19 protein-coding genes are annotated in these 17,297 nt (G+C 65.7%); 11 read left to right on the top strand and 8 right to left on the bottom strand.

The annotated features are described in order from the left end of the window. Positions 1 to 9 precede the first annotated feature (9 nt). Both soxR and ACX9OT_RS20685 read left to right on the top strand, forming a co-directional pair. Positions 10 to 480 (top strand): redox-sensitive transcriptional activator SoxR, encoded by a 471-nt coding sequence (gene soxR, locus ACX9OT_RS20690; protein ID WP_459003511.1) that lies wholly within the window; start codon positions 10 to 12, stop codon positions 478 to 480. Positions 481 to 571: 91 nt separating this feature from the next. After that, positions 572 to 1,057, top strand: coding sequence for a hypothetical protein (locus tag ACX9OT_RS20685; RefSeq protein WP_459003509.1), 486 nt, complete (start codon positions 572 to 574; stop codon positions 1,055 to 1,057). 14 nt (positions 1,058 to 1,071) lie between these two features. On the opposite strand, the gene ACX9OT_RS20680 is transcribed toward ACX9OT_RS20685, so the two are convergent. Next, positions 1,072 to 1,533 carry a methyltransferase family protein gene (locus tag ACX9OT_RS20680; protein ID WP_459003507.1) on the bottom strand — a complete coding sequence of 154 codons (462 nt, stop codon included), beginning with the start codon at positions 1,531 to 1,533 and terminating at the stop codon, positions 1,072 to 1,074. Between the two features lie 153 nt (positions 1,534 to 1,686). On the opposite strand from ACX9OT_RS20680, the gene ACX9OT_RS20675 reads away from it, so the two are divergent. The 7 genes from ACX9OT_RS20675 (at position 1,687) to ACX9OT_RS20645 (ending at position 7,334) form a co-directional block, all read left to right on the top strand. Beyond that, positions 1,687 to 3,708 carry an esterase/lipase family protein gene (locus ACX9OT_RS20675; RefSeq protein ID WP_459003505.1) on the top strand — a complete coding sequence of 674 codons (2,022 nt, stop codon included), beginning with the start codon at positions 1,687 to 1,689 and terminating at the stop codon, positions 3,706 to 3,708. 84 nt (positions 3,709 to 3,792) lie between these two features. Beyond that, complete coding sequence (gene hchA / locus ACX9OT_RS20670) at positions 3,793 to 4,665, top strand: glyoxalase III HchA (RefSeq protein ID WP_459003503.1); 873 nt, start codon at positions 3,793 to 3,795, stop codon at positions 4,663 to 4,665. A 5-nt stretch (positions 4,666 to 4,670) separates the two neighbouring features. Next, the gene (locus tag ACX9OT_RS20665) at positions 4,671 to 5,375 is read left to right on the top strand and encodes a PA1136 family autoinducer-binding transcriptional regulator (protein WP_049423583.1); all 705 of its coding nucleotides are present in this window, start codon (positions 4,671 to 4,673) and stop codon (positions 5,373 to 5,375) included. Positions 5,376 to 5,462: 87 nt separating this feature from the next. Next, entirely contained in the window at positions 5,463 to 5,696 is a 234-nt protein-coding gene (locus ACX9OT_RS20660) for a hypothetical protein (protein ID WP_032128272.1), read from the top strand. A gap of 135 nt (positions 5,697 to 5,831) precedes the next feature. Further along, complete coding sequence (locus tag ACX9OT_RS20655) at positions 5,832 to 6,071, top strand: hypothetical protein (RefSeq protein WP_317217777.1); 240 nt, start codon at positions 5,832 to 5,834, stop codon at positions 6,069 to 6,071. A gap of 24 nt (positions 6,072 to 6,095) precedes the next feature. After that, the gene (locus tag ACX9OT_RS20650) at positions 6,096 to 6,341 is read left to right on the top strand and encodes a hypothetical protein (protein WP_049400327.1); all 246 of its coding nucleotides are present in this window, start codon (positions 6,096 to 6,098) and stop codon (positions 6,339 to 6,341) included. 138 nt (positions 6,342 to 6,479) lie between these two features. After that, entirely contained in the window at positions 6,480 to 7,334 is an 855-nt protein-coding gene (locus ACX9OT_RS20645; protein WP_459003500.1) for an endonuclease/exonuclease/phosphatase family protein, read from the top strand. Between the two features lie 19 nt (positions 7,335 to 7,353). Here ACX9OT_RS20645 and ACX9OT_RS20640 read toward each other — a convergent pair whose 3' ends face one another. After that, entirely contained in the window at positions 7,354 to 7,614 is a 261-nt protein-coding gene (locus ACX9OT_RS20640) for a hypothetical protein (RefSeq protein ID WP_180844920.1), read from the bottom strand. 141 nt (positions 7,615 to 7,755) lie between these two features. Between ACX9OT_RS20640 and ACX9OT_RS20635 the strand changes: the two genes are divergently transcribed. Beyond that, the gene (locus ACX9OT_RS20635) at positions 7,756 to 8,133 is read left to right on the top strand and encodes a VOC family protein (RefSeq protein WP_154263208.1); all 378 of its coding nucleotides are present in this window, start codon (positions 7,756 to 7,758) and stop codon (positions 8,131 to 8,133) included. A 41-nt stretch (positions 8,134 to 8,174) separates the two neighbouring features. On the opposite strand, the gene ACX9OT_RS20630 is transcribed toward ACX9OT_RS20635, so the two are convergent. The 6 genes from ACX9OT_RS20630 to ACX9OT_RS20605 all read right to left on the bottom strand — a co-directional run bounded on the left by ACX9OT_RS20630 (position 8,175) and on the right by ACX9OT_RS20605 (position 16,002). Then, positions 8,175 to 9,596: an efflux transporter outer membrane subunit gene (locus ACX9OT_RS20630; RefSeq protein ID WP_459003497.1), complete on the bottom strand. Its 1,422-nt coding sequence runs from the start codon at positions 9,594 to 9,596 to the stop codon at positions 8,175 to 8,177. Then, positions 9,590 to 10,327, bottom strand: a complete 738-nt coding sequence (locus ACX9OT_RS20625; protein ID WP_012510730.1) for an SDR family oxidoreductase — start codon at positions 10,325 to 10,327, stop codon at positions 9,590 to 9,592. The genes ACX9OT_RS20630 and ACX9OT_RS20625 overlap by 7 nt, the downstream gene beginning before the upstream one ends. A gap of 64 nt (positions 10,328 to 10,391) precedes the next feature. After that, the gene (locus ACX9OT_RS20620; RefSeq protein ID WP_032128264.1) at positions 10,392 to 13,562 is read right to left on the bottom strand and encodes an efflux RND transporter permease subunit; all 3,171 of its coding nucleotides are present in this window, start codon (positions 13,560 to 13,562) and stop codon (positions 10,392 to 10,394) included. 127 nt (positions 13,563 to 13,689) lie between these two features. After that, entirely contained in the window at positions 13,690 to 14,916 is a 1,227-nt protein-coding gene (locus ACX9OT_RS20615) for an efflux RND transporter periplasmic adaptor subunit (RefSeq protein WP_032128263.1), read from the bottom strand. A 91-nt stretch (positions 14,917 to 15,007) separates the two neighbouring features. Then, complete coding sequence (locus tag ACX9OT_RS20610) at positions 15,008 to 15,769, bottom strand: SDR family NAD(P)-dependent oxidoreductase (protein ID WP_459003494.1); 762 nt, start codon at positions 15,767 to 15,769, stop codon at positions 15,008 to 15,010. Beyond that, positions 15,763 to 16,002: a hypothetical protein gene (locus tag ACX9OT_RS20605; RefSeq protein ID WP_459003492.1), complete on the bottom strand. Its 240-nt coding sequence runs from the start codon at positions 16,000 to 16,002 to the stop codon at positions 15,763 to 15,765. The genes ACX9OT_RS20610 and ACX9OT_RS20605 overlap by 7 nt, the downstream gene beginning before the upstream one ends. Positions 16,003 to 16,149: 147 nt before the next feature. Between ACX9OT_RS20605 and ACX9OT_RS20600 the strand changes: the two genes are divergently transcribed. After that, the gene (locus ACX9OT_RS20600) at positions 16,150 to 17,181 is read left to right on the top strand and encodes a LysR family transcriptional regulator (protein WP_005409107.1); all 1,032 of its coding nucleotides are present in this window, start codon (positions 16,150 to 16,152) and stop codon (positions 17,179 to 17,181) included. The last annotated feature ends 116 nt before the right edge of the window (positions 17,182 to 17,297 follow it).

Genomic DNA, 17,297 nt, shown 5'->3' with positions numbered 1-17,297 from the left:
ACCCCGGCCATGAAGATCGATGTCAGCGTTCCGCTTTCCGTGGGCGAAGTCGCGCGTCGCAGCGGGGTCAGCATTGCCACCGTGCACTTCTATGAAGCCAAGGGACTGATCCATGGCTGGCGCAACAACGGCAACCAGCGCCGCTACCGCCGCGACGTGCTGCGGCGCATTGCCGTGATCAAGGTCGCACAGCGGGCGGGCGTTCCTTTGGCCACGATCAAGATCGCGCTGGATGATCTTCCAGCCGAACGGGCGCCCAGTTCGAAGGACTGGGCAAGGCTGTCCAGCAACTGGCGCGACATGCTGAACGAGCGCATCCGCAGCCTGGTCCAGCTGCGCGACCAGCTTGACGGCTGCATCGGCTGTGGTTGCCTGTCACTGAAGGACTGTCCGTTGCGAAACCCTGGCGACCAGTTGTCACAACGCGGCGACGGCGCCGTCTTGCTTGAATCGGACGACGGCAGCCGGAATGGGGCATGATCCATTGCTGCACGCGGCACTGACTGAAACATCGCAAAATGAAGCGGCATCCTCCCCGCGTTGCTGCCCACTACCTACAGAAGGACCTGCGATGAGAACCGTGATCATCACCTCTGCCCTGCTCCTGGCTGCTTGTGCCGCGGCCCCGGCTGCGCACGCGGCTGCACCCGCCATCGCGCCGCCCGGCACCGCAACACTCGAAGCCCTGCTGGCCTGCAAGGCAGGCTCGACCTTCAGCGAAGCCGAGGCTATCGATGCCCTGCAGGCAGCCGGCCTGGCCAGGAAGCCTGGTGGCACGTTCGAGCCGGAAACCACGCCGGTCGCCCTGTTCGGCGGTACCGTCCCCCATGCCGACGTGAATGTCGCCGAGGGCGAGAAGAGCATCTTCGTCTACTTGAACGGTGTCGACCCCAAGCGCCTGGCCAAGACCTGGTCGGTGACCACGGTCAACGAATACGCCAACACCGAAGCACCGTCCTACGTGAAGCGCATCGACAAGCACCACACCCTGCACGTGATTGCCGGTAATGATTACGAAGGCTATTCCGCTGCCGTGAAGTGCCAGATCACACCGTGACTGCCTGACCCGCGCTAGAGCCAGCGCCGTACGCGCTGGCGGAAGGCTGCGTATGCCTCCGGAAAGCGGGCCGACAGTGCCCGCTCTTCCGGCATGATCTGCCATCGGTTGATGTACAGCACGAACAGCGGCACGGCCAGCAGTGCGGTCAGGTTCTGCAGGTACAGCATGGCACCTGCCAGGACAGTGGCCTGGCCCAGGTACATCGGGTTGCGCGTGTAGCGGTACACGCCGTGCGTGACCAGCACGCTCGACGTCGCTGGCCGCAGGGGGTTGACCGTGGTGCCCACGCGCCGGAAGGCCAGCTTCGGCAGCAGGTTCAATACCACGCCGAAGGCCATCACCAGACCCGCAAGCAACTCCGGCACGGGTAGCTGCAGCGCCGCGCCCGGCTGCCATCGGCTGACCGTATAGCCGATGGCGGCGCACAACAGCATCACAAGAGGCGGAGGAACACGGGTCTCAAGCCATCGCATCGCAGCCCCGCATTCATCCTGTTCACCCCAGTGTCACACGGAAATGCCTGAATCGCCCGGTTGGCGGCATTTCCGCGCTCCAAACCGACCGCCCGGTATCTTCCGCTTTGACATGCCGACCGCTAGAGTGGCGCCACCGCGCAGGAGGATCGTATGGCAACCACGGGCTTGGGCTTCATCGGCCGCACGACCCTCATCATCACCGTGCTGCTCACCCTGGGCGGCTGCGCGACGTTGCGCCAGTTCGGGCCGTCGGTGCAGGTGGCCTCGGTCACCCCCGGGCAGTACATCGCCCTGAAACGCGGCGACATCCTGACCACCGGCAAGCTCAGTTCGGCCACCATGGAGACGCTGCGCGTCGCCGGCCTCGACGAAGGCGTCTGCGCCAAGCCAGGCCTGCCCTGCATCGAGGCCATGGAAGGCAGCATCGTGGTGCGCGAGGAGGACAAGCGCTCAAGCCTGGCCGAGCTGTGGCTGCAGTATGCGATGACCTTGCCCGCGCCCAAGCGCGAGTACTCCACGTCAGGCCGCGCCAAGAGCGTGATCACCGAACTGGATGCGGACTTCCAGCCGCGCCTGGACGCGTGGATGCAGGTCGCGCGGCAGGCCTACGCCTACCTGTTCTTCACCGAGCGCACGGCCAACCAGCGCGGTTTCGAAGACCGCCAGACCCAGGTGCGCGACTACTACAACCTGGCCGTGCAGGAAGCCTCGGTACAGTTGTACAACGCCTATGCCACCGGGCGCGTGCATGGTGAAGCCAGCCACTTCCAGCTGGGCCGCTGGACGTTCGTGCTGGCGCCGTCGGGCCAAGCATCACCGCTGGATACGCGTACGCCCACCGAACTGGTACCGGCAGCCTCGCTATCGTTCACCGGCACGCTGCGCAGCGTGCATCGCCGCGATGGCTTCGGTGCCGAACTGGTGGCCGTGATGGATGATCCAGCCGCCACTACGGCCACCACGCCGCCGGCCACCACAGCCGCCGCGCAGGCCACCACGCCCGTCACGCAGAGCTGGAGCGAGATGCCGTCGCCATCGATGACGGTGCTGCTGCGCTTCTCCGGAAAGAACCTGTGGGAAGTACTGCACGACGACGAGCCGGAACTGGAGATCCACGATCCCTACCAGGTCACGGAAGTCACCCTGCATGGGCAGCAGGTGCCATTGGCCGCGAACTTCACCGCAGGCTACGCACTGTGGCTGGCGCGCTCCAATTTCAGCCACCAATCGCTGCGTTCGCTGTTCGGTGGCAAGGGCGGCATCGACACGCCGCATCTGTACATGATGCAGCCCTACGACCCGAACCGCCGCGTGCTGCTGATGATCCATGGCCTGGCCAGCAGCCCGGAAGCCTGGGTCAACGTCGCCAACGAGCTGATGCGCGACGACGAGATCCGCCAGGACTTCCAGGTCTGGCAGTTCTACTACCCGACCAACATGCCCATCGCGATGAGCCACGATGCGATGCGCCACACGCTGGATGAGGTGTTCAAGCACTTCGACCCCAGCGGCAAGGCGCAGGCCTCTCATGACATGGTGCTGGTCGGGCACAGCATGGGTGGGGTGATCTCACGGCTGATGGTGTCTTCTTCCGGCGACCACCTGGTAGAGACCCTGCTGGCGACCGCACAGATGACGCCTGCGCAGCAGGAGCTGCTGCGCACCAAGGGCGCGCCGGTGCTGACCTTCCTGCCGGAACCGGAAGTATCGCGCGTGGTGTTCATTGCCACGCCGCACCGCGGTACCGATGTGGCGAGCACCCGCCTCGGCCGCTGGATCGGCCGCCTGGTACGGCTGCCACTGACCGTCCTGGAGGACGTGGCCACCATCGCCAACGACGGCAAGATCGATCGCAACGACGGCAAGCACGGCTACCAGATGAACAGCATCCAGAACCTGGACAAGGACGATCCCTTCGTGCGCGCCGTGGCCGACCTGCCGATGGCACCGAAAGTGCGTTACCACTCGATCATCGCGCGCGCCAAGGCCGACGGCCCGCTGGAAAAGACCGACGACGGGCTGGTGCCCTACTGGAGCTCGCACCTTCCGCACGCGGATTCGGAGAAGGTGATCGTGTCCGGGCACAGCGTGCAGGAAGCCACGCCGGCCATCGTCGAACTGCGGCGGATCCTGCATGAAGACATGCAACAGCACGGTGCCGTGGTGAAATAGCAGGGGGCGAATGAGGGGAAAACCCTCATCGCCTGTACGCATCCGCCCTTCTATGCTGGCTCCACTACCCCACTGGAGGTCCGCATGAACACGCAAGAGCCCAGCCGCCACCCCAGCCCCGATCCGGCCGAGCGCGACGCCTTCTTCCCGTCGCCGTACTCGCTGTCACAGTTCACATCGGCGAAGAGCGACCTGTCCGCCGCCGACTATCCCGACGCGCGCCGCGATGGCCGCTGGAAGGTGCTGATGATCGCTGCGGACGAACGCTATCTGCCCACCGCCAACGGCCACCTGTTCTCCACCGGCAACCATCCGGTGGAAACCCTGCTGCCGATGTACCATCTGGACAAGGCCGGCTTCGACATCGATGTGGCCACGCTGTCCGGCAACGCCGCCAAGTTCGAGTGGTGGGCGTTCCCGCATGAGGACAAGGAGATCGGCGGACTGTACGACCGCTACGAAGCCCGCTTCCGCCAGCCACTGCCGTTGGAAGAGGTGGTGGCAGGCCTCGATGCCGCGTCGGACTATGCAGCCGTGTTCATTCCCGGTGGCCACGGCGCCCTCATCGGACTGCCGCAGAGTCGCGCGGTAAAGGCGGCCCTGCACTGGGCGATGGCCGAGCAACGTCACATCATCACCCTCTGCCACGGCCCGGCCGCATTGCTGGCCGCAGGCGTTGACGAGGCCGACGGTGGTTCGCTGTTCCGCGGCTACCGCATCTGTGCCCTCCCCGATGCGATGGACCGGCAGACGCCGGAGATCGGCTACATGCCCGGGCAGCTGCCGTGGTTCTTCGGTGAGCGCCTGGCGCAGCAGGGCGTGCAGATCGTCAACGACGGCATCGATGGCAGCGTGCTGCAGGACCGCCTGTTGCTGACCGGCGACAGCCCGCTGGCCGGCAATGCGCTGGGCAAGCTGGCCGCGCGCACGCTGCTCGACGCATTGGCCGGGCGCTGACTGGCGTGAGCGATCTGGTGCAGGCGTTGCTGGAACTGGAACGCGCCCGCTCACTGAGTGCGGTGGGCGCGGTACTACGCGGCATCTCTGCACCGCTGGGCTACGACCGCGTGCTGGTGTTCGCCACCGGCACAGGGTTGGAACGCGGTACCCAGCGCGTGTACTGGATCGAGGGCGACTGGTTCGGCGACGGCAGCACTACCGACCTCGCGCGCTACCTGCACGCCTGTCCGGTCAATCGCCACGTTCTGGACAGTGACGCGCCGTTCTTCTGGAGCAAGCGCCAGGGCGTTCGCGGCGAACGCTATCAGGTGGTAAAGCAGCCACGTGGTGAAGGCCTGCACGGTCTGCAGGTGCCGGTGTTCGGCACCACAGGGCTGGAAGGCGCGATCAGTTTTGCCGGGACAGCGATCGATGCATCGGCCAGCGCGCGACTGCTGCTGGATGCTGCTGCAGCTGCAGCATTCCGTGCCGCACGCCGGCTTTCCGAGACGCCCACCGAGCTTTCCGGAAGTGCGTTGAGCACGCGCGAACGCGAGGTGCTGCGCTGGGTCGCCGCCGGCCGTCGCCAAGCGGAAATCGCGGCCACGCTGGGACTTTCCGCCCGTACGGTGGAGAATCATCTGCGACGCGCGCGCCAGCGCCTGGGCGTGGCAACCACCGCGCAGGCGGTGCGTGCTGCCAGTCGGCGCGGCGAGATCGAGGACTGATCCGGGCAAGACACTTCCGGCGCTCTGGTTCGCGTGTTACACACGCCATGCGCATGTGCGCGATTGCAGAAAGCAAGGACGATGCTTATGAAACTGCAACTGGCCGCGATGGCCGCGTTGGTGATGGCAACGGCAACCCTGGCTCCGGTGGCGGACGCCAATGCCGGGGGACCGAAAGAAAATGTTTCGTGCGTGCCGGTGAAAGTGGACCACAACCGGGTCCACCAGCACTGCACGGAAACCTACACCGATGAGTTCGGCAACGTGTACGAAGCCGAGTACTGGATCGACGAGTACGGCAACCCTTACCTGCGCGACTGAGCCGGCAGGGGAATGCGCCGGGCCGCCCGCCGGGCCGGCGCGCATGCAGCGGCTGCCACTCGGGCGCATGCTCTACCGGGGGGTAGTTGCACGACACCGCGCAGATGCGCGATTGCAGACACAAGGATGATGCCCATGAAACTGCACCTGGCCTCGATGGCCGCACTGGCCGTAGCCTTCGCTGGAATGATGTCGAGCGGCAACGCCAACGCCGGGGTAACCAGCCCACCCGGCAGCGTGACGCGCTGCGAACCATTTGAAGTGGAGCGCTACCGCATCCACCAGCATTGCATCGTGACCATGCCCGATGCGGACGGCGAGATTTTCCTCACCGAGTACTGGATCGACGAATACGGCAACCCGTATCTGATGTAATCCTCATCGACAAGGAGTGTGGGAATGAGACTGCATAAAGGCGTATCGGTGTGTTCGCTTGCCACCGTGCTGGCCGTGCTGATGCTGGCCCCCGTCGCCACCACAACGGCTGCCGAGGTCATCGAGGTCCAGGAAGAGTGTGTGCCCTTCCGCATCGCTGGCAACGTGTTCCATCAGCGCTGCACGTCGTACGTGGTCTACGACGACGGCTCCCGCGAAGTCACCAGTCATTACAACCGTGACGAGAACGGGATGATCTACGACCCCTGATCGCGCCCCCGCGATCCGCCGGGCGGGACCTTCACCGCCCGCCCGGCATCTTCCATCCGCCCATCCCGGCATATCGCCGACCCCACCGTCCATGGCATGCTTCATGAAACCGTTTTCATGGAATGGAGGGATTCCACGATGTTGTCGCGTTTCCGTCGCCCTGCGCTGTATGCGCTGCTGGCGCTTGCTCTGCCTGCCGTCGCCTGGGCTGCTGCGCCGGCGCCACTGAAAGTGATGTCGTTCAATGTCCGTACCCCGGCCGATACCGAACCGGGCAAGCGCTGGCCGGACCGTCGCGATGCCATGGTCAAGGTCATCCTCGATGCACACCCGGCCGTGATCGGCACGCAGGAGCTGGTGAAGGAACAGGCCGACTTCCTGTCCGGGCATCTGCCCGGCTACCGCTGGTTCGGTGAAGGCCGCCGCGGTGGCAGCGGCGATGAACACATGGGCGTGTTCTACGACAGCAAGGTGCTGGCCATCGAGGAATCCGGCAACTTCTGGTTATCCGATACGCCCGAAGTACCCGGCAGCATCACCTGGGGCAACCTGTACCCGCGCATGGTCACCTGGGCCCTGTTCCGGCGCCTGGACGATGGCCGCCGTTTCTACTTCATGAATACCCACCTGCCCTACCGCGACGAGGACGAACCGCGCCGGGTGAAGGGTGCCGAGCTGATCGGCAAGCGCCTGCAAGCCCTGCCTGCCGACCTGCCGGTGGTCCTGACCGGTGACTTCAACAGCGAGCCCGGCGGTGACACCTACAAGGCATTCACCCGCCTGCTGCAGGACACACGCACGCAGGTGAATGCACCGCAGGGACCACGCCTGACCTTCCACGACTTCACCGGCAAGGCCACCGTGCAGCTGGACTGGGTGCTGGTGCGCGGCTTCCATGCCCGCAGTTTCCTCACCGATGACCGCCGCATCGACGGCGTGCTGCCGTCGGATCACTTCCCGCTGGTGGTCGAGCTGGACTGGCCGAAGCACTGAATCTCCGCGGCCGCCGTGGCTACCGCGGCTGCCGCGACAACAGCCGGTACAACGCCAGGTGCTGGTTGCGCGCCTGGCAGATGCGGGCGCCGACAGCAAGGAACACGGCAACGCCGATCAGGCCCAGCCCCAGCATCGGATCAGGCAGTCGCAGGAAACCGATCGCAGCGGCCATCGTCGCCAGCACCAGCAGCACAACGACCGCCACCGAAAGGCCCGCGCCGGGTGGCCCCGGGTCGCCAAACAGCATGCGCTGGGTATCCCGCCTGTCATCGCTCATCGTCTTTACTCCCTGGAATCTGCCCCCACTAGTTACACGGCGGACACGGCTTCCGGCAGAGTCAGAAACGTCACGACTGTGACAACGTCCACAGCACACACCGCGCTACCCTGCCCCCGTTCCCGAACTGTGGAGAAAGGCATGGCACACCAGAGCCGCCTGGCCGGTTTCATCATCGATTGCGAGGGCATTCCCGCCGACGAAGGTGCCCGCTTCTGGTCCGCCGCGCTCGGCCTGCAGGCGCAGCCCGCCTATGCCGAAGACGGCGCCGAGTACGCCGACCTGCAGGGCGCGCCCGCAGGCCTGAACGTGGAGGTGCAACGCGTCAATCACCCTTCACGGGTGCACCTGGACATCGAGAGTGACGACATCGACGCCGAGGCCGACCGCCTGGAGAAGCTCGGCGCGCGGCGGATAGGCTTCGTCAAGCGGTGGTGGGTGATGGAAGCACCGACCGGCCATCGCTTCTGCATCGTGCGCATGCGCGAGCGCGAGGTACCGGCCAATCGCTGGCCCTGAAAGAAGAAAGGGACGGAAGCCACTGCTTCCGTCCCCTGCGGTTACTGCACCTGCGCCACACTCGGCGGCTGCGGTGATTGACCCCAACCACCCAGCGCCTTGTACACGCCCACCACGCTGACGTTGACCTCGGACTCGGCCGCGGCCAACGCATCATCGGCTGCCAGCTGCGTACGCTGCGCATCCAGCAGGGTCAGAAAGTCCTCCGAGCCCTCGCGATAGCGGATCTGCGCCAGCGACTCGGCACGGCGTGCCGCCTGCGCCTGCTCGACCACGATCGCCAGCCGCGCCTGCTGCTTGGAATAGCGGGTCAGCGCGTTCTCGGTGTCTTCCAGTGCCAGCAGCACCGTCTGCTCATACTGTGCTGCCACGCCTTCGGCCTCGGCCTTGCTGGCACGCAGGCGTGCACGCACGGTGCCAAAATCGAAGGCCGCCCAGCTCAGCGACGGCGTCAGCGACCAGGCCTTGTTGTTGCCATTGACCAGGCCACTGGCATCGCCACCGAGGAAGCCGACGAAACCGGACAGCGACAGCCGCGGGAACAGATCCGCCGTGGCCACGCCCACCCGCGCGGTAGCGGCAGCAAGACGACGCTCGGCCACGCGCACGTCGGCGCGTTGGCGCAGCAGCTCGCGGGTATCGCCCAGCGGCAGCGCCTTGGCGAATGCCGGCACTTCGTGCGGCGCAAGCATGGCGGTCAGCGTTTCCGGACGCTGGCCCAGCAGAACGGCCAGACGGTTGCGCGACTGCGTTTCGGCCACTTCCAGCAGCGGAATGTCGGCCTCGATCGCCTTCAGCCGCGCACGACTGCTCTGCACGTCCAGCTCGCTGCCGGCGCCCAGCTCCCAGCGTGCCTCGGTCAGCTTCTGCGTCTCGCGCAGATTGACCAGGGTGTGCTGGGCCACGGCGATGCGCTTCTGTGTGCCGCGCAGCTCGAAGTAGTTGCGTGCCACTTCGGCGGCGACCAGTACCTGTGCGTCGGCCAGGTTGGCCTGCTCGGCGTCGAGGTCGGCACGCGCGGCTTCTGCAGCACGGCGCTTGCGGCCGAACAGATCCAGCTCCCAGCCCGCATCGAAGCCGAGCTGGTAGCTTTCACTGAACACCCGCTGCCCACCCAGCTGCGGATCGGGTTGCTTGCGGCGATCGTAGCTGCCGCCCGCGGTAACGTGGGGCGCCTGGTCGAAGCGGCTTTCGACGAACACCGCGCGGGCCTGGCTGACGCGGGCCACGGCCACGCGCAGGTCCAGGTTGTCCGACAGTGCACCGTGCACCAGCTCTTCCAGCACCGGATCATCGAACTGCGCCCACCAGCTGGCCACCGGCGAGGTGGTGCTGAACACCGGCTGCTGCGCCCCCTGCAGCACCACCGGTTCCTGCACCGGGGCCTTGTAGTTCGGGCCGACGCTGACACAGCCTGCCAGCACCAGACTGGAGACGGCCATCGCCAACGTACGGATCACCATGGCAGCACCTCGCCCAGGTAAGTGAAGCTGCCGTTCGGGCCTTCATGGCCGATCAGTGCCATCTGCACGCTGGAGCGCGCGCCTTCGCTGATTTCGATCTCGCCGTGTCCGCCGTTCATATCGGTTTTCACGTAACCCGGATGCACGGTATTGACCTTGATCTGGGTGCTGCGCAGTTCATGCGCCAGCGCCAGCGTCCAGCTGTTCACCGCTGCCTTGGAGGCGTTGTACGCGGGAATCTTGAAATCGTAGATGCCCGAGGTCGGATCAGCGTGCAGGGTCTGCGAGCCGAGCATGCTCGAAACGTTGACGATGCGCCCGGACTTGGCCTGCCTGACCAGTGGCAGGAAGGCCTGGGTCACCGCAACCAGTGCGTACACGTTGGTGTCGAAAGTGCGCTTCCAGGTATCCAGCGACTGTTCGGACGGCGCTTGCGCCGGGTTCTCGATCATGATGCCGGCGTTGTTGACCAGGATGTCCAGGCGCCCATGGCGCTGGCGTACCTGCTCGACCGCTTCGGCGATGCTGGCGGCATCGGTCACGTCCAGCTGGATGGCTTCCACCGGCAGGCCCTCGGCCTGCAGCTTCAGCGCCTGCTCTACGGCGGTCTCGCGCTTGCGGCCGGCCAGCAGCGTATGCACGCCGGCCTGGGCCAGCTGGCGCACGGTCTCGGCGCCGATGCCGCGGGTGGCGCCGGTGACCAGCGCGATCTTGTTCTGATGAGAGTTCATGGATTCTTGCCTCGTGAGGGGGAAGCCGCCCCCGGCCAGCGACCGGCGGCGACGGGGTTCCATGTCAGTGGTGGATGGTCGGCTCGCCGTGCTGCACCAGCTGGCCACCACCGTTGCGGGTGACAAACTTGCGCAGGGCCACGTAGAACACCGGGGTGAGGAACAGGCCGAACAGGGTCACGCCCAGCATGCCGGCGAACACGGTGATACCGGTCACCGAGCGCACCTCGGCACCTGCACCGTGCGACAGCACCAGCGGTACGGTGCCGGCGATGAACGCGATGGAGGTCATCACGATCGGGCGCAGGCGCAGGCGGCAGGCTTCCAGCGCAGCTTCAACGATACCCTTGCCGCCCATCTCCAGCTCTCTGGCAAATTCGACGATCAGGATCGCGTTCTTGCACGCCAGGCCCATCAGCACCACCAGGCCGACCTGCACGAACACGTTGTTGTCACCACCGGTCAGCCACACGCCGAACAGCGCGGACAGCAGGGTCATCGGCACGATCAGGATCACCGCCAGCGGCAGCGACCAGCTCTCGTACAGCGCGGCCAGCACCAGGAAGGCCAGCATGATCGCCACCGGGAACACGATGAAGGCGGCCTTGCCCTGGGTTGCCTGCTGGTAGCTCAGGTCGGTCCATTCGGTGGTCATGCCCACCGGCAGCACCTTGCCGGCGATCTCGGTCAGCTTGTTCATCGCCTCGGCCGAAGACAGCAGGCGCGGGTCGGCTTCACCGGCCAGATCCGCCGCCGGATAGCCATTGAAGCGCAGCACCGGGTCCGGGCCGAAGGTCTGCTTGATGGTGACCATCGAACCGATCGGCACCATCTCGCCGCGGTCATTGCGGGTACGCAGCTTGCCGATGTCCTCGACCGTTTCGCGGTACGGACCGTCCGCCTGCGCGATGACCTGCCAGGTACGGCCGAACTGGTTGAAGTCGTTGACGTAGGCCGAGCCGAGGTAGGTCTGCAGCGTGTCGAACAGTTCGGTGAGCTGCACGCCCTGTGCCTTGGCCTTGACGCGGTCGACCTCGGCATCCAGCTGCGGCACATTGGCCTGGTAGCTGGAAATCGGGAAGGCCATGCCCGGCGTCTGCGCAACGGTGCCCTGCATCGCCTGTACAGCATTCTGCAGCGCGCCGTAACCCAGGTTGCCACGGTCCTCGATGAACATCTGGTAGCCGTTGCCGTTGCCCAGGCCGAGGATCGGCGGCGGCATCATCGAGAAGGCGAAGCCTTCCTGCAGACCGGCGATCTTCTGGTTGATCTCGGCGTTGATCTGCGCGGCGGTACGGCCATGGCGCTCGGCGAACGGCTTGAGCGGAATGAACGCCACACCGGTGTTCGGCGTGTTGGTGAACTGCAGCGCGTTCAAACCCGGGAACGAGATGGTGTGGGCCACGCCATCGGTTTCCTGGGCGATCTTGGCGACCTTGCGCAGCATTTCATCGGTACGCGCGATCGACGAACCTTCCGGCAACTTCACACCCGCGATCAGGTACAGCTTGTCCTGGGTCGGGATGAAGCCCGGCGGCACCAGCTTGAAGATCACACCGGTACCGACCAGCAGGATCGCGTAAACCACGAACACCGCACCACGACGGCCGAGGATGCGGGCCACGCCACGCTCGTACTTCTCCGAACTGGACTTGAAGAAGCGGTTGAACGGACGGAACACCCAGCCGAACAGGCGGTCGATCAAGCGGCTCGGGCCGTCCTTCGGCGCTCCATGGGCCTTCAGCAGGCGCGCGGCCAGGGCCGGCGACAGGGTCAGCGAGTTGATCGCCGAGATCACCGTGGAGATGGCGATGGTGACCGCGAACTGCTTGTAGAACTGGCCAGTGACACCCGACAGGAAGGCCATCGGCACGAACACGGCACACAGCACCAGCGCGATCGCGATGATCGGGCCGGACACCTCACGCATGGCCTGGTGGGCCGCGGCGGTGGGCGACAGGCCTTCTTCGATGTTGCGCTCGACGTTCTCCACCACCACGATCGCGTCATCGACCACGATGCCGATCGCCAGCACCAGGCCGAACAGGCTCAGCGTGTTGATCGAGAAGCCCAGCAGGTACAGCGCGGCGAAAGTACCGACCACCGACACCGGCACCGCGATCAGCGGAATGATCGACGCACGCCAGGTCTGCAGGAACAGGATCACCACCAGCACCACCAGCGCGATCGCTTCCAGCAGCGTGGAAACCACGGCCTTGATCGAGTCGCGCACGAAGATGGTGGTGTCATACACGGCTTCGTACTTCACGTCGGCCGGCATGGTCTTCTGCATCTCGTCCATCGTCGAGATGACCTGGTCACGGATCTCCAGTGCATTGGCACCCGGCGACTGGAAGATACCGATACCCACCGCGTTCTTGCCGTCCAGCTGCGAACGCAGGGTGTAGTCACCGGCACCCAGTTCCAGGCGGGCCACATCGGCCAGGCGCACGATCTCGCCATCAACACCGCTCTTGAGCACGATGTCGCCGAATTCCTTTTCAGTCTTCAAGCGGCCCTGGGCATTGATCAGGGTCAGGAACTGGCTGTTCGGCAGCGGTTCGGCGCCGAGCTGGCCGGCCGAGACCTGCACGTTCTGCTCACGCATGGCGCGCACTACGTCACTGGCGGTCAGGCCGCGCGAGGCGACCTTGTCCGGGTCCAGCCAGGCGCGCATGGCGTAGTCACCACCACCGAAGATCTGCGCGTCACCCACGCCCGGAATACGCGCCAGCGCATCCTTGACGTGCAGACGGGCGTAGTTGCGCAGGTACAGGGTGTCGTACTTGCCGTTCGGCGAGGTCAGGTGCACCACCATCAGGAAGGTCGGTGACTGCTTCTGCGTGGTCACGCCCTGCCGGCGCACGTCCTCGGGCAGGCGCGCCTGCGCCTGCGCCACGCGGTTCTGCACCTTCACCGCCGCCGCATCCGGGTCGGTGCCCGGGCGGAAGGTGACGGTCATCTGCAGCACACCGTCCGAGCCGGCGACCGACTTCAGGTACATCATGCCTTCGACGCCGTTGATCGCCTCTTCAAGCGGCGTGGCGACGGTCTCGGCAATGACCTTGGGGTTGGCGCCCGGATACACCGTGCGCACGACCACCGACGGCGGCACCACTTCCGGGTACTCGCTGATCGGCAGGATTGGAATCGTGATCAGGCCTGCGGCGAAGATCACGATCGACAGCACCGCCGCGAAGATCGGCCTGTCGATGAAGAAACGGGAAAAGTCCATGGAGGAATTCCTGGGAAAGGCGTTCGGCGGGCAACAGCCTCCCCGCCCCTCGCCGAGATGACGAAGGCAGGGAAGGCTGCTGCTGGCGCCGGCAGCTAAGCGGGGACGCGGATCAGGAGACGGCGGATCAGTGGTTCAGCGCGGCGGTGGCATCGCGGCCCGGTGCCGGTGGCGCAGCCTGCGGCTGCATCGCCACGGCCTTGGCCTGCACCGGCATGCCCGGCATGAAGACCTTCTGCACGCCGTCGATGATCACCTTGTCGCCGGCGGCCAGGCCGTGCTCGACAATACGCAGGCCATCAGCGGTGCGACCGAGCTGGATGTCGCGGCGCTGGGCCTTGCCATCCTTGTCGACCACGTAGACATACTTGCGGTCCTGGTCGGTCAGAACGGCCTTCTCGTCGATCAGCAGGGCCTGGAACTGGCCGCTGCCGAGCAGCTGCACGCGGGCGAACAGGCCCGGCGTGAACTGGCGATCGGCGTTGTCCAGCAGCGCGCGGACGCGGATGGTACCGGTGCTGCGGGCGACCTGGTTGTCGAGGAAGTCGACCTTGCCCGAATGCGGGTAACCCTCTTCGCCGGACAGACCGACCTTCACCGGCAGATCGCTGTCACGCTCGCTCGGGCGTTCACCCTTGCGCGCCATCTGCGCATAGCGAAGGAAAGTGCTTTCATCGGCATCGAAGTAGACGAACACGGTGTCCAGCGAGACCAGCGTGGTCAGCACGCTGGCGCTGTCGCCGGCGGTGACCAGGTTGCCGGCGGTGACCATCGCGCGGCCGGCACGGCCGTCGATCGGCGCACGCACCTTGGTGAACTCCAGGTTGAGGCGGGCCGCATCCAGCGCAGCCTGGGCCGCCTGTACGGCGGCACCGGACTGGTCAGCCGCAGCGCGACGCTGCTCGGCCGTCTCGGTGGAAATGGCCTGCTGCTCGGACAAACGCTTGGCACGCTCGGATTCACTGCGGGCCAGCGTGGCCTGGGTGCGGGCGCGGGCCAGTTCGGCAGCGGCGCGATCGTACTCGGCCTGGTAACTGCGCGCGTCGATGGTGAAGAGCACTTCGCCCTTCTTCACTTCCTGGCCTTCGACGTAGTTGACCTTGTCGATGTAGCCGGACACGCGCGGGCGCAGTTCAACGCTCTGTACCGCTTCGACGCGGCCGCTGAACTCGTCCCACTGGCTGACCTGCTTGACCAGCACCGGTGCAGCACTGACCTGCGGCGGCGGCGGTGCACCGGCTTCTTCGGCGTGGCCGCCGCTGCAGGCCGCCAGCACGGCTGCGGCGAGGATCGACACGCCGACCATCGCGATGCGATGGCCGAAACGATGTGGGGTGGAATTGGGGGAAGTCATGGCATGCATCCGTACGGAGGGGTGGTACAGCTAGATGAGAACGTGTTGCAAAAACAGGCGGCGTATCCTGCGACCTCAACCATGGTCGAGGTCAAGCGACGCCTGCGGTATCGCGCCACAGGGGAGGAACGTCCAGGTGCAGCAGGCCGCGCGGCAGTTCGGCATCACTGCTGTCGCAGCGGACGATGGCGCGGTTGTCGCGGCAGCCGTCGAGCAGGGAGACCACGCGACGGCCGACCAGCAGTGAGCTGGGCCACTCGATGCAGGCATTGGCCGCGTTGGCCGGCGTACACACCGGGCTGCAGACTTCCAGCATCTGCGCGCGCACGCCCAATGCCTGGGCTTCCTGGTGCACCACCTGCGCGTACATGCGCAGCGCCGCAGTGGTGATCGAGGTTTCGCCGTAGCCCGCCCATGGCTTGGCATTGGCCGGGCTGCCGATCATCACGTAGCGGCGCGCATGCACGTTGTCCTGCAGCAGCGGCAGCAGATGACGCACTGCGTGCACGTGCGGCATCAGATCGGCCTGCATCGCGCCCAGCAGTTCATCGCCGTTGCGGTCAGTCACCCGGCCGCGACGGTAAGGGCCGCCCATTGCGGCGATCACTGCCGCCAGCGGACGCGGGCGATGCGCGATGCGTTCGGCCAGTGCGCGCGCCGAGCCGTCATCGCTGAGCGAACCCAGCAGCGTCTCCAGGCCCGGCTCATCGGCGAACTGCTCATGCAGCGCCGCCAGCCGGCCCGGGTCGCGACCGACCACCAGCACCGGGCTGCCGGCTTCCAGCAGTGCGCCAACCACGCCCTGGCCGACGGCACCGGTGCCGCCGAGGACCAGGACTTTGGGCGTCAGCATCCCATTCGCGGGACATTTCCTCCCAAATCCGGGATAGTCCCGATTCGACGCAGCCGGTCGCCCTTGTGCGGGGCCAGGCGGATGGCACCGCCACGCTGCTGACGCATCGGCGCGGTAAACTCACGAAAGTCCTTGTGTACCAAGGAACTCGGGCGGACTTCAACGGTCATTGCCAGGTCCAGGGTGCTCTGGCCGGCGTTCCGGAGACGGGCAAGAATGTTGCGCAGGCTCATGGCGGACGGGCTCCAAATAACGAATGGCGCCACGATAGACCTCAAACCTTTACTTGATTAGTCCTGATTAAGGGGAATAATCATCCCGCTCCCGGTCCAATCGTTCTGTCACGATTGTCCCATCCCCGACGTCCAGGATCCCAGACCATGTCCCACGATCTCAACGAGACGCTGATCTTCGTCAAAGTGGTCGAGCAAGGCAGTTTCATTGCCGCTGCCAAATCGCTCGGCCTGCCCAAGACCACGGTCAGTCGCAAAGTGCAGGAGCTGGAAACGCGCCTGGGTGCGCGCCTGCTGCACCGGACCACCCGCCGCCTCGGCCTGACCGAAGCGGGTTCGATCTACCACGAACATTGCCAGCGCATCGCGCGCGAACTGGAAGAAGCCGAGAGCGCGGTGAGCCAGCTGCAGTCCGGTCCGCGCGGCTGGCTGCGCTTCACTGTGCCCTACTCGATCGGCATCACCTGGATTGCACCGCTGCTGGGCCAGTTCCATGCGCAGTACCCAGAGATCCGCTTGGACATGCACATGGGCAACGAGAAGCTGGACCTGATTGCAGGTGAGGCGGACCTGGCCCTGCGCGTGGGTGCCCTGCCCGATTCCAACTTGGTGGCACGCAAGCTGGGCAGCCTGCGCACGCAGGTGTTCGCCAGCCCGGCCTACATCGAGCGCTATGGCGAGCCGCTGCATCCGGAAGAGCTGCAGTTCCATCGCATCCTGGCGATGCGCAAGCCGTACCACACCGGCAACTCGCCGCGCTTCACCTGGCAGCTGGGCGAGAACGGCGGCGAGCTGCGCGACTTCCCTGTTACCCCGCTGATGACCGCCAACGACATGTCTGCGTTGAATGGTGCATTGGTGTGCGGCGAAGGCCTGCTGCTGACCGGCGACGTGATGGCCAAGCCGTTCGTCGAGTCGGGCATGGTACGCCGCGTGCTGGCCGGCTGGACTGGCCCGGAAGTGGACTTCAACGCCGTGTTCGCCGGTGGCCGCCTGGTCTCGCCGAAGGTGCGTGCATTCGTCGACTTCCTGGTCGAGAAGCTCAACTTTGACGCCAATTACATGCTGGCGCAGTGCCCGGGCGCGAAGCTGGCGCAGCAGCAGAAGGAAAAGGAAGACGCGGCGCTGGAAAGCAGCGGCAAGCGGATTCTGGAGAAGGTGGCCGCTTCGGCCGCATGACCGGAAGCATCCACGCATGGCGTGGATCTACCGGCATTCCGTAGAGTCGAGATCCTATGTTCGTGGTCAAGCCTGCTGGAAGCAGGCTTGACCCACCTTCAGCATGGCCGGATCGA

Source organism: Stenotrophomonas genospecies 3 (genome assembly GCF_054473855.1).
This window is presented reverse-complemented; position numbering and strand designations above follow the sequence as displayed.

Excerpts from the sequence above, each read along its gene's own strand:
- ACX9OT_RS20645 (WP_459003500.1), top strand. The coding sequence starts at position 6,480 with ATGTTGTCGCGTTTCCGTCGCCCTGCGCTGTATGCGCTGCTGGCGCTT.
- ACX9OT_RS20620 (WP_032128264.1), bottom strand. The coding sequence starts at position 13,562 with ATGGACTTTTCCCGTTTCTTCATCGACAGGCCGATCTTCGCGGCGGTG.
- hchA (WP_459003503.1), top strand. The coding sequence starts at position 3,793 with ATGAACACGCAAGAGCCCAGCCGCCACCCCAGCCCCGATCCGGCCGAG.
- ACX9OT_RS20660 (WP_032128272.1), top strand. The coding sequence starts at position 5,463 with ATGAAACTGCAACTGGCCGCGATGGCCGCGTTGGTGATGGCAACGGCA.
- ACX9OT_RS20605 (WP_459003492.1), bottom strand. The coding sequence starts at position 16,002 with ATGAGCCTGCGCAACATTCTTGCCCGTCTCCGGAACGCCGGCCAGAGC.
- ACX9OT_RS20685 (WP_459003509.1), top strand. The coding sequence starts at position 572 with ATGAGAACCGTGATCATCACCTCTGCCCTGCTCCTGGCTGCTTGTGCC.
- ACX9OT_RS20630 (WP_459003497.1), bottom strand. The coding sequence starts at position 9,596 with ATGGTGATCCGTACGTTGGCGATGGCCGTCTCCAGTCTGGTGCTGGCA.
- ACX9OT_RS20635 (WP_154263208.1), top strand. The coding sequence starts at position 7,756 with ATGGCACACCAGAGCCGCCTGGCCGGTTTCATCATCGATTGCGAGGGC.
- ACX9OT_RS20615 (WP_032128263.1), bottom strand. The coding sequence starts at position 14,916 with ATGACTTCCCCCAATTCCACCCCACATCGTTTCGGCCATCGCATCGCG.
- ACX9OT_RS20655 (WP_317217777.1), top strand. The coding sequence starts at position 5,832 with ATGAAACTGCACCTGGCCTCGATGGCCGCACTGGCCGTAGCCTTCGCT.
- soxR (WP_459003511.1), top strand. The coding sequence starts at position 10 with ATGAAGATCGATGTCAGCGTTCCGCTTTCCGTGGGCGAAGTCGCGCGT.
- ACX9OT_RS20610 (WP_459003494.1), bottom strand. The coding sequence starts at position 15,769 with ATGCTGACGCCCAAAGTCCTGGTCCTCGGCGGCACCGGTGCCGTCGGC.
- ACX9OT_RS20600 (WP_005409107.1), top strand. The coding sequence starts at position 16,150 with ATGTCCCACGATCTCAACGAGACGCTGATCTTCGTCAAAGTGGTCGAG.
- ACX9OT_RS20675 (WP_459003505.1), top strand. The coding sequence starts at position 1,687 with ATGGCAACCACGGGCTTGGGCTTCATCGGCCGCACGACCCTCATCATC.
- ACX9OT_RS20640 (WP_180844920.1), bottom strand. The coding sequence starts at position 7,614 with ATGAGCGATGACAGGCGGGATACCCAGCGCATGCTGTTTGGCGACCCG.
- ACX9OT_RS20625 (WP_012510730.1), bottom strand. The coding sequence starts at position 10,327 with ATGAACTCTCATCAGAACAAGATCGCGCTGGTCACCGGCGCCACCCGC.
- ACX9OT_RS20680 (WP_459003507.1), bottom strand. The coding sequence starts at position 1,533 with ATGCGATGGCTTGAGACCCGTGTTCCTCCGCCTCTTGTGATGCTGTTG.
- ACX9OT_RS20650 (WP_049400327.1), top strand. The coding sequence starts at position 6,096 with ATGAGACTGCATAAAGGCGTATCGGTGTGTTCGCTTGCCACCGTGCTG.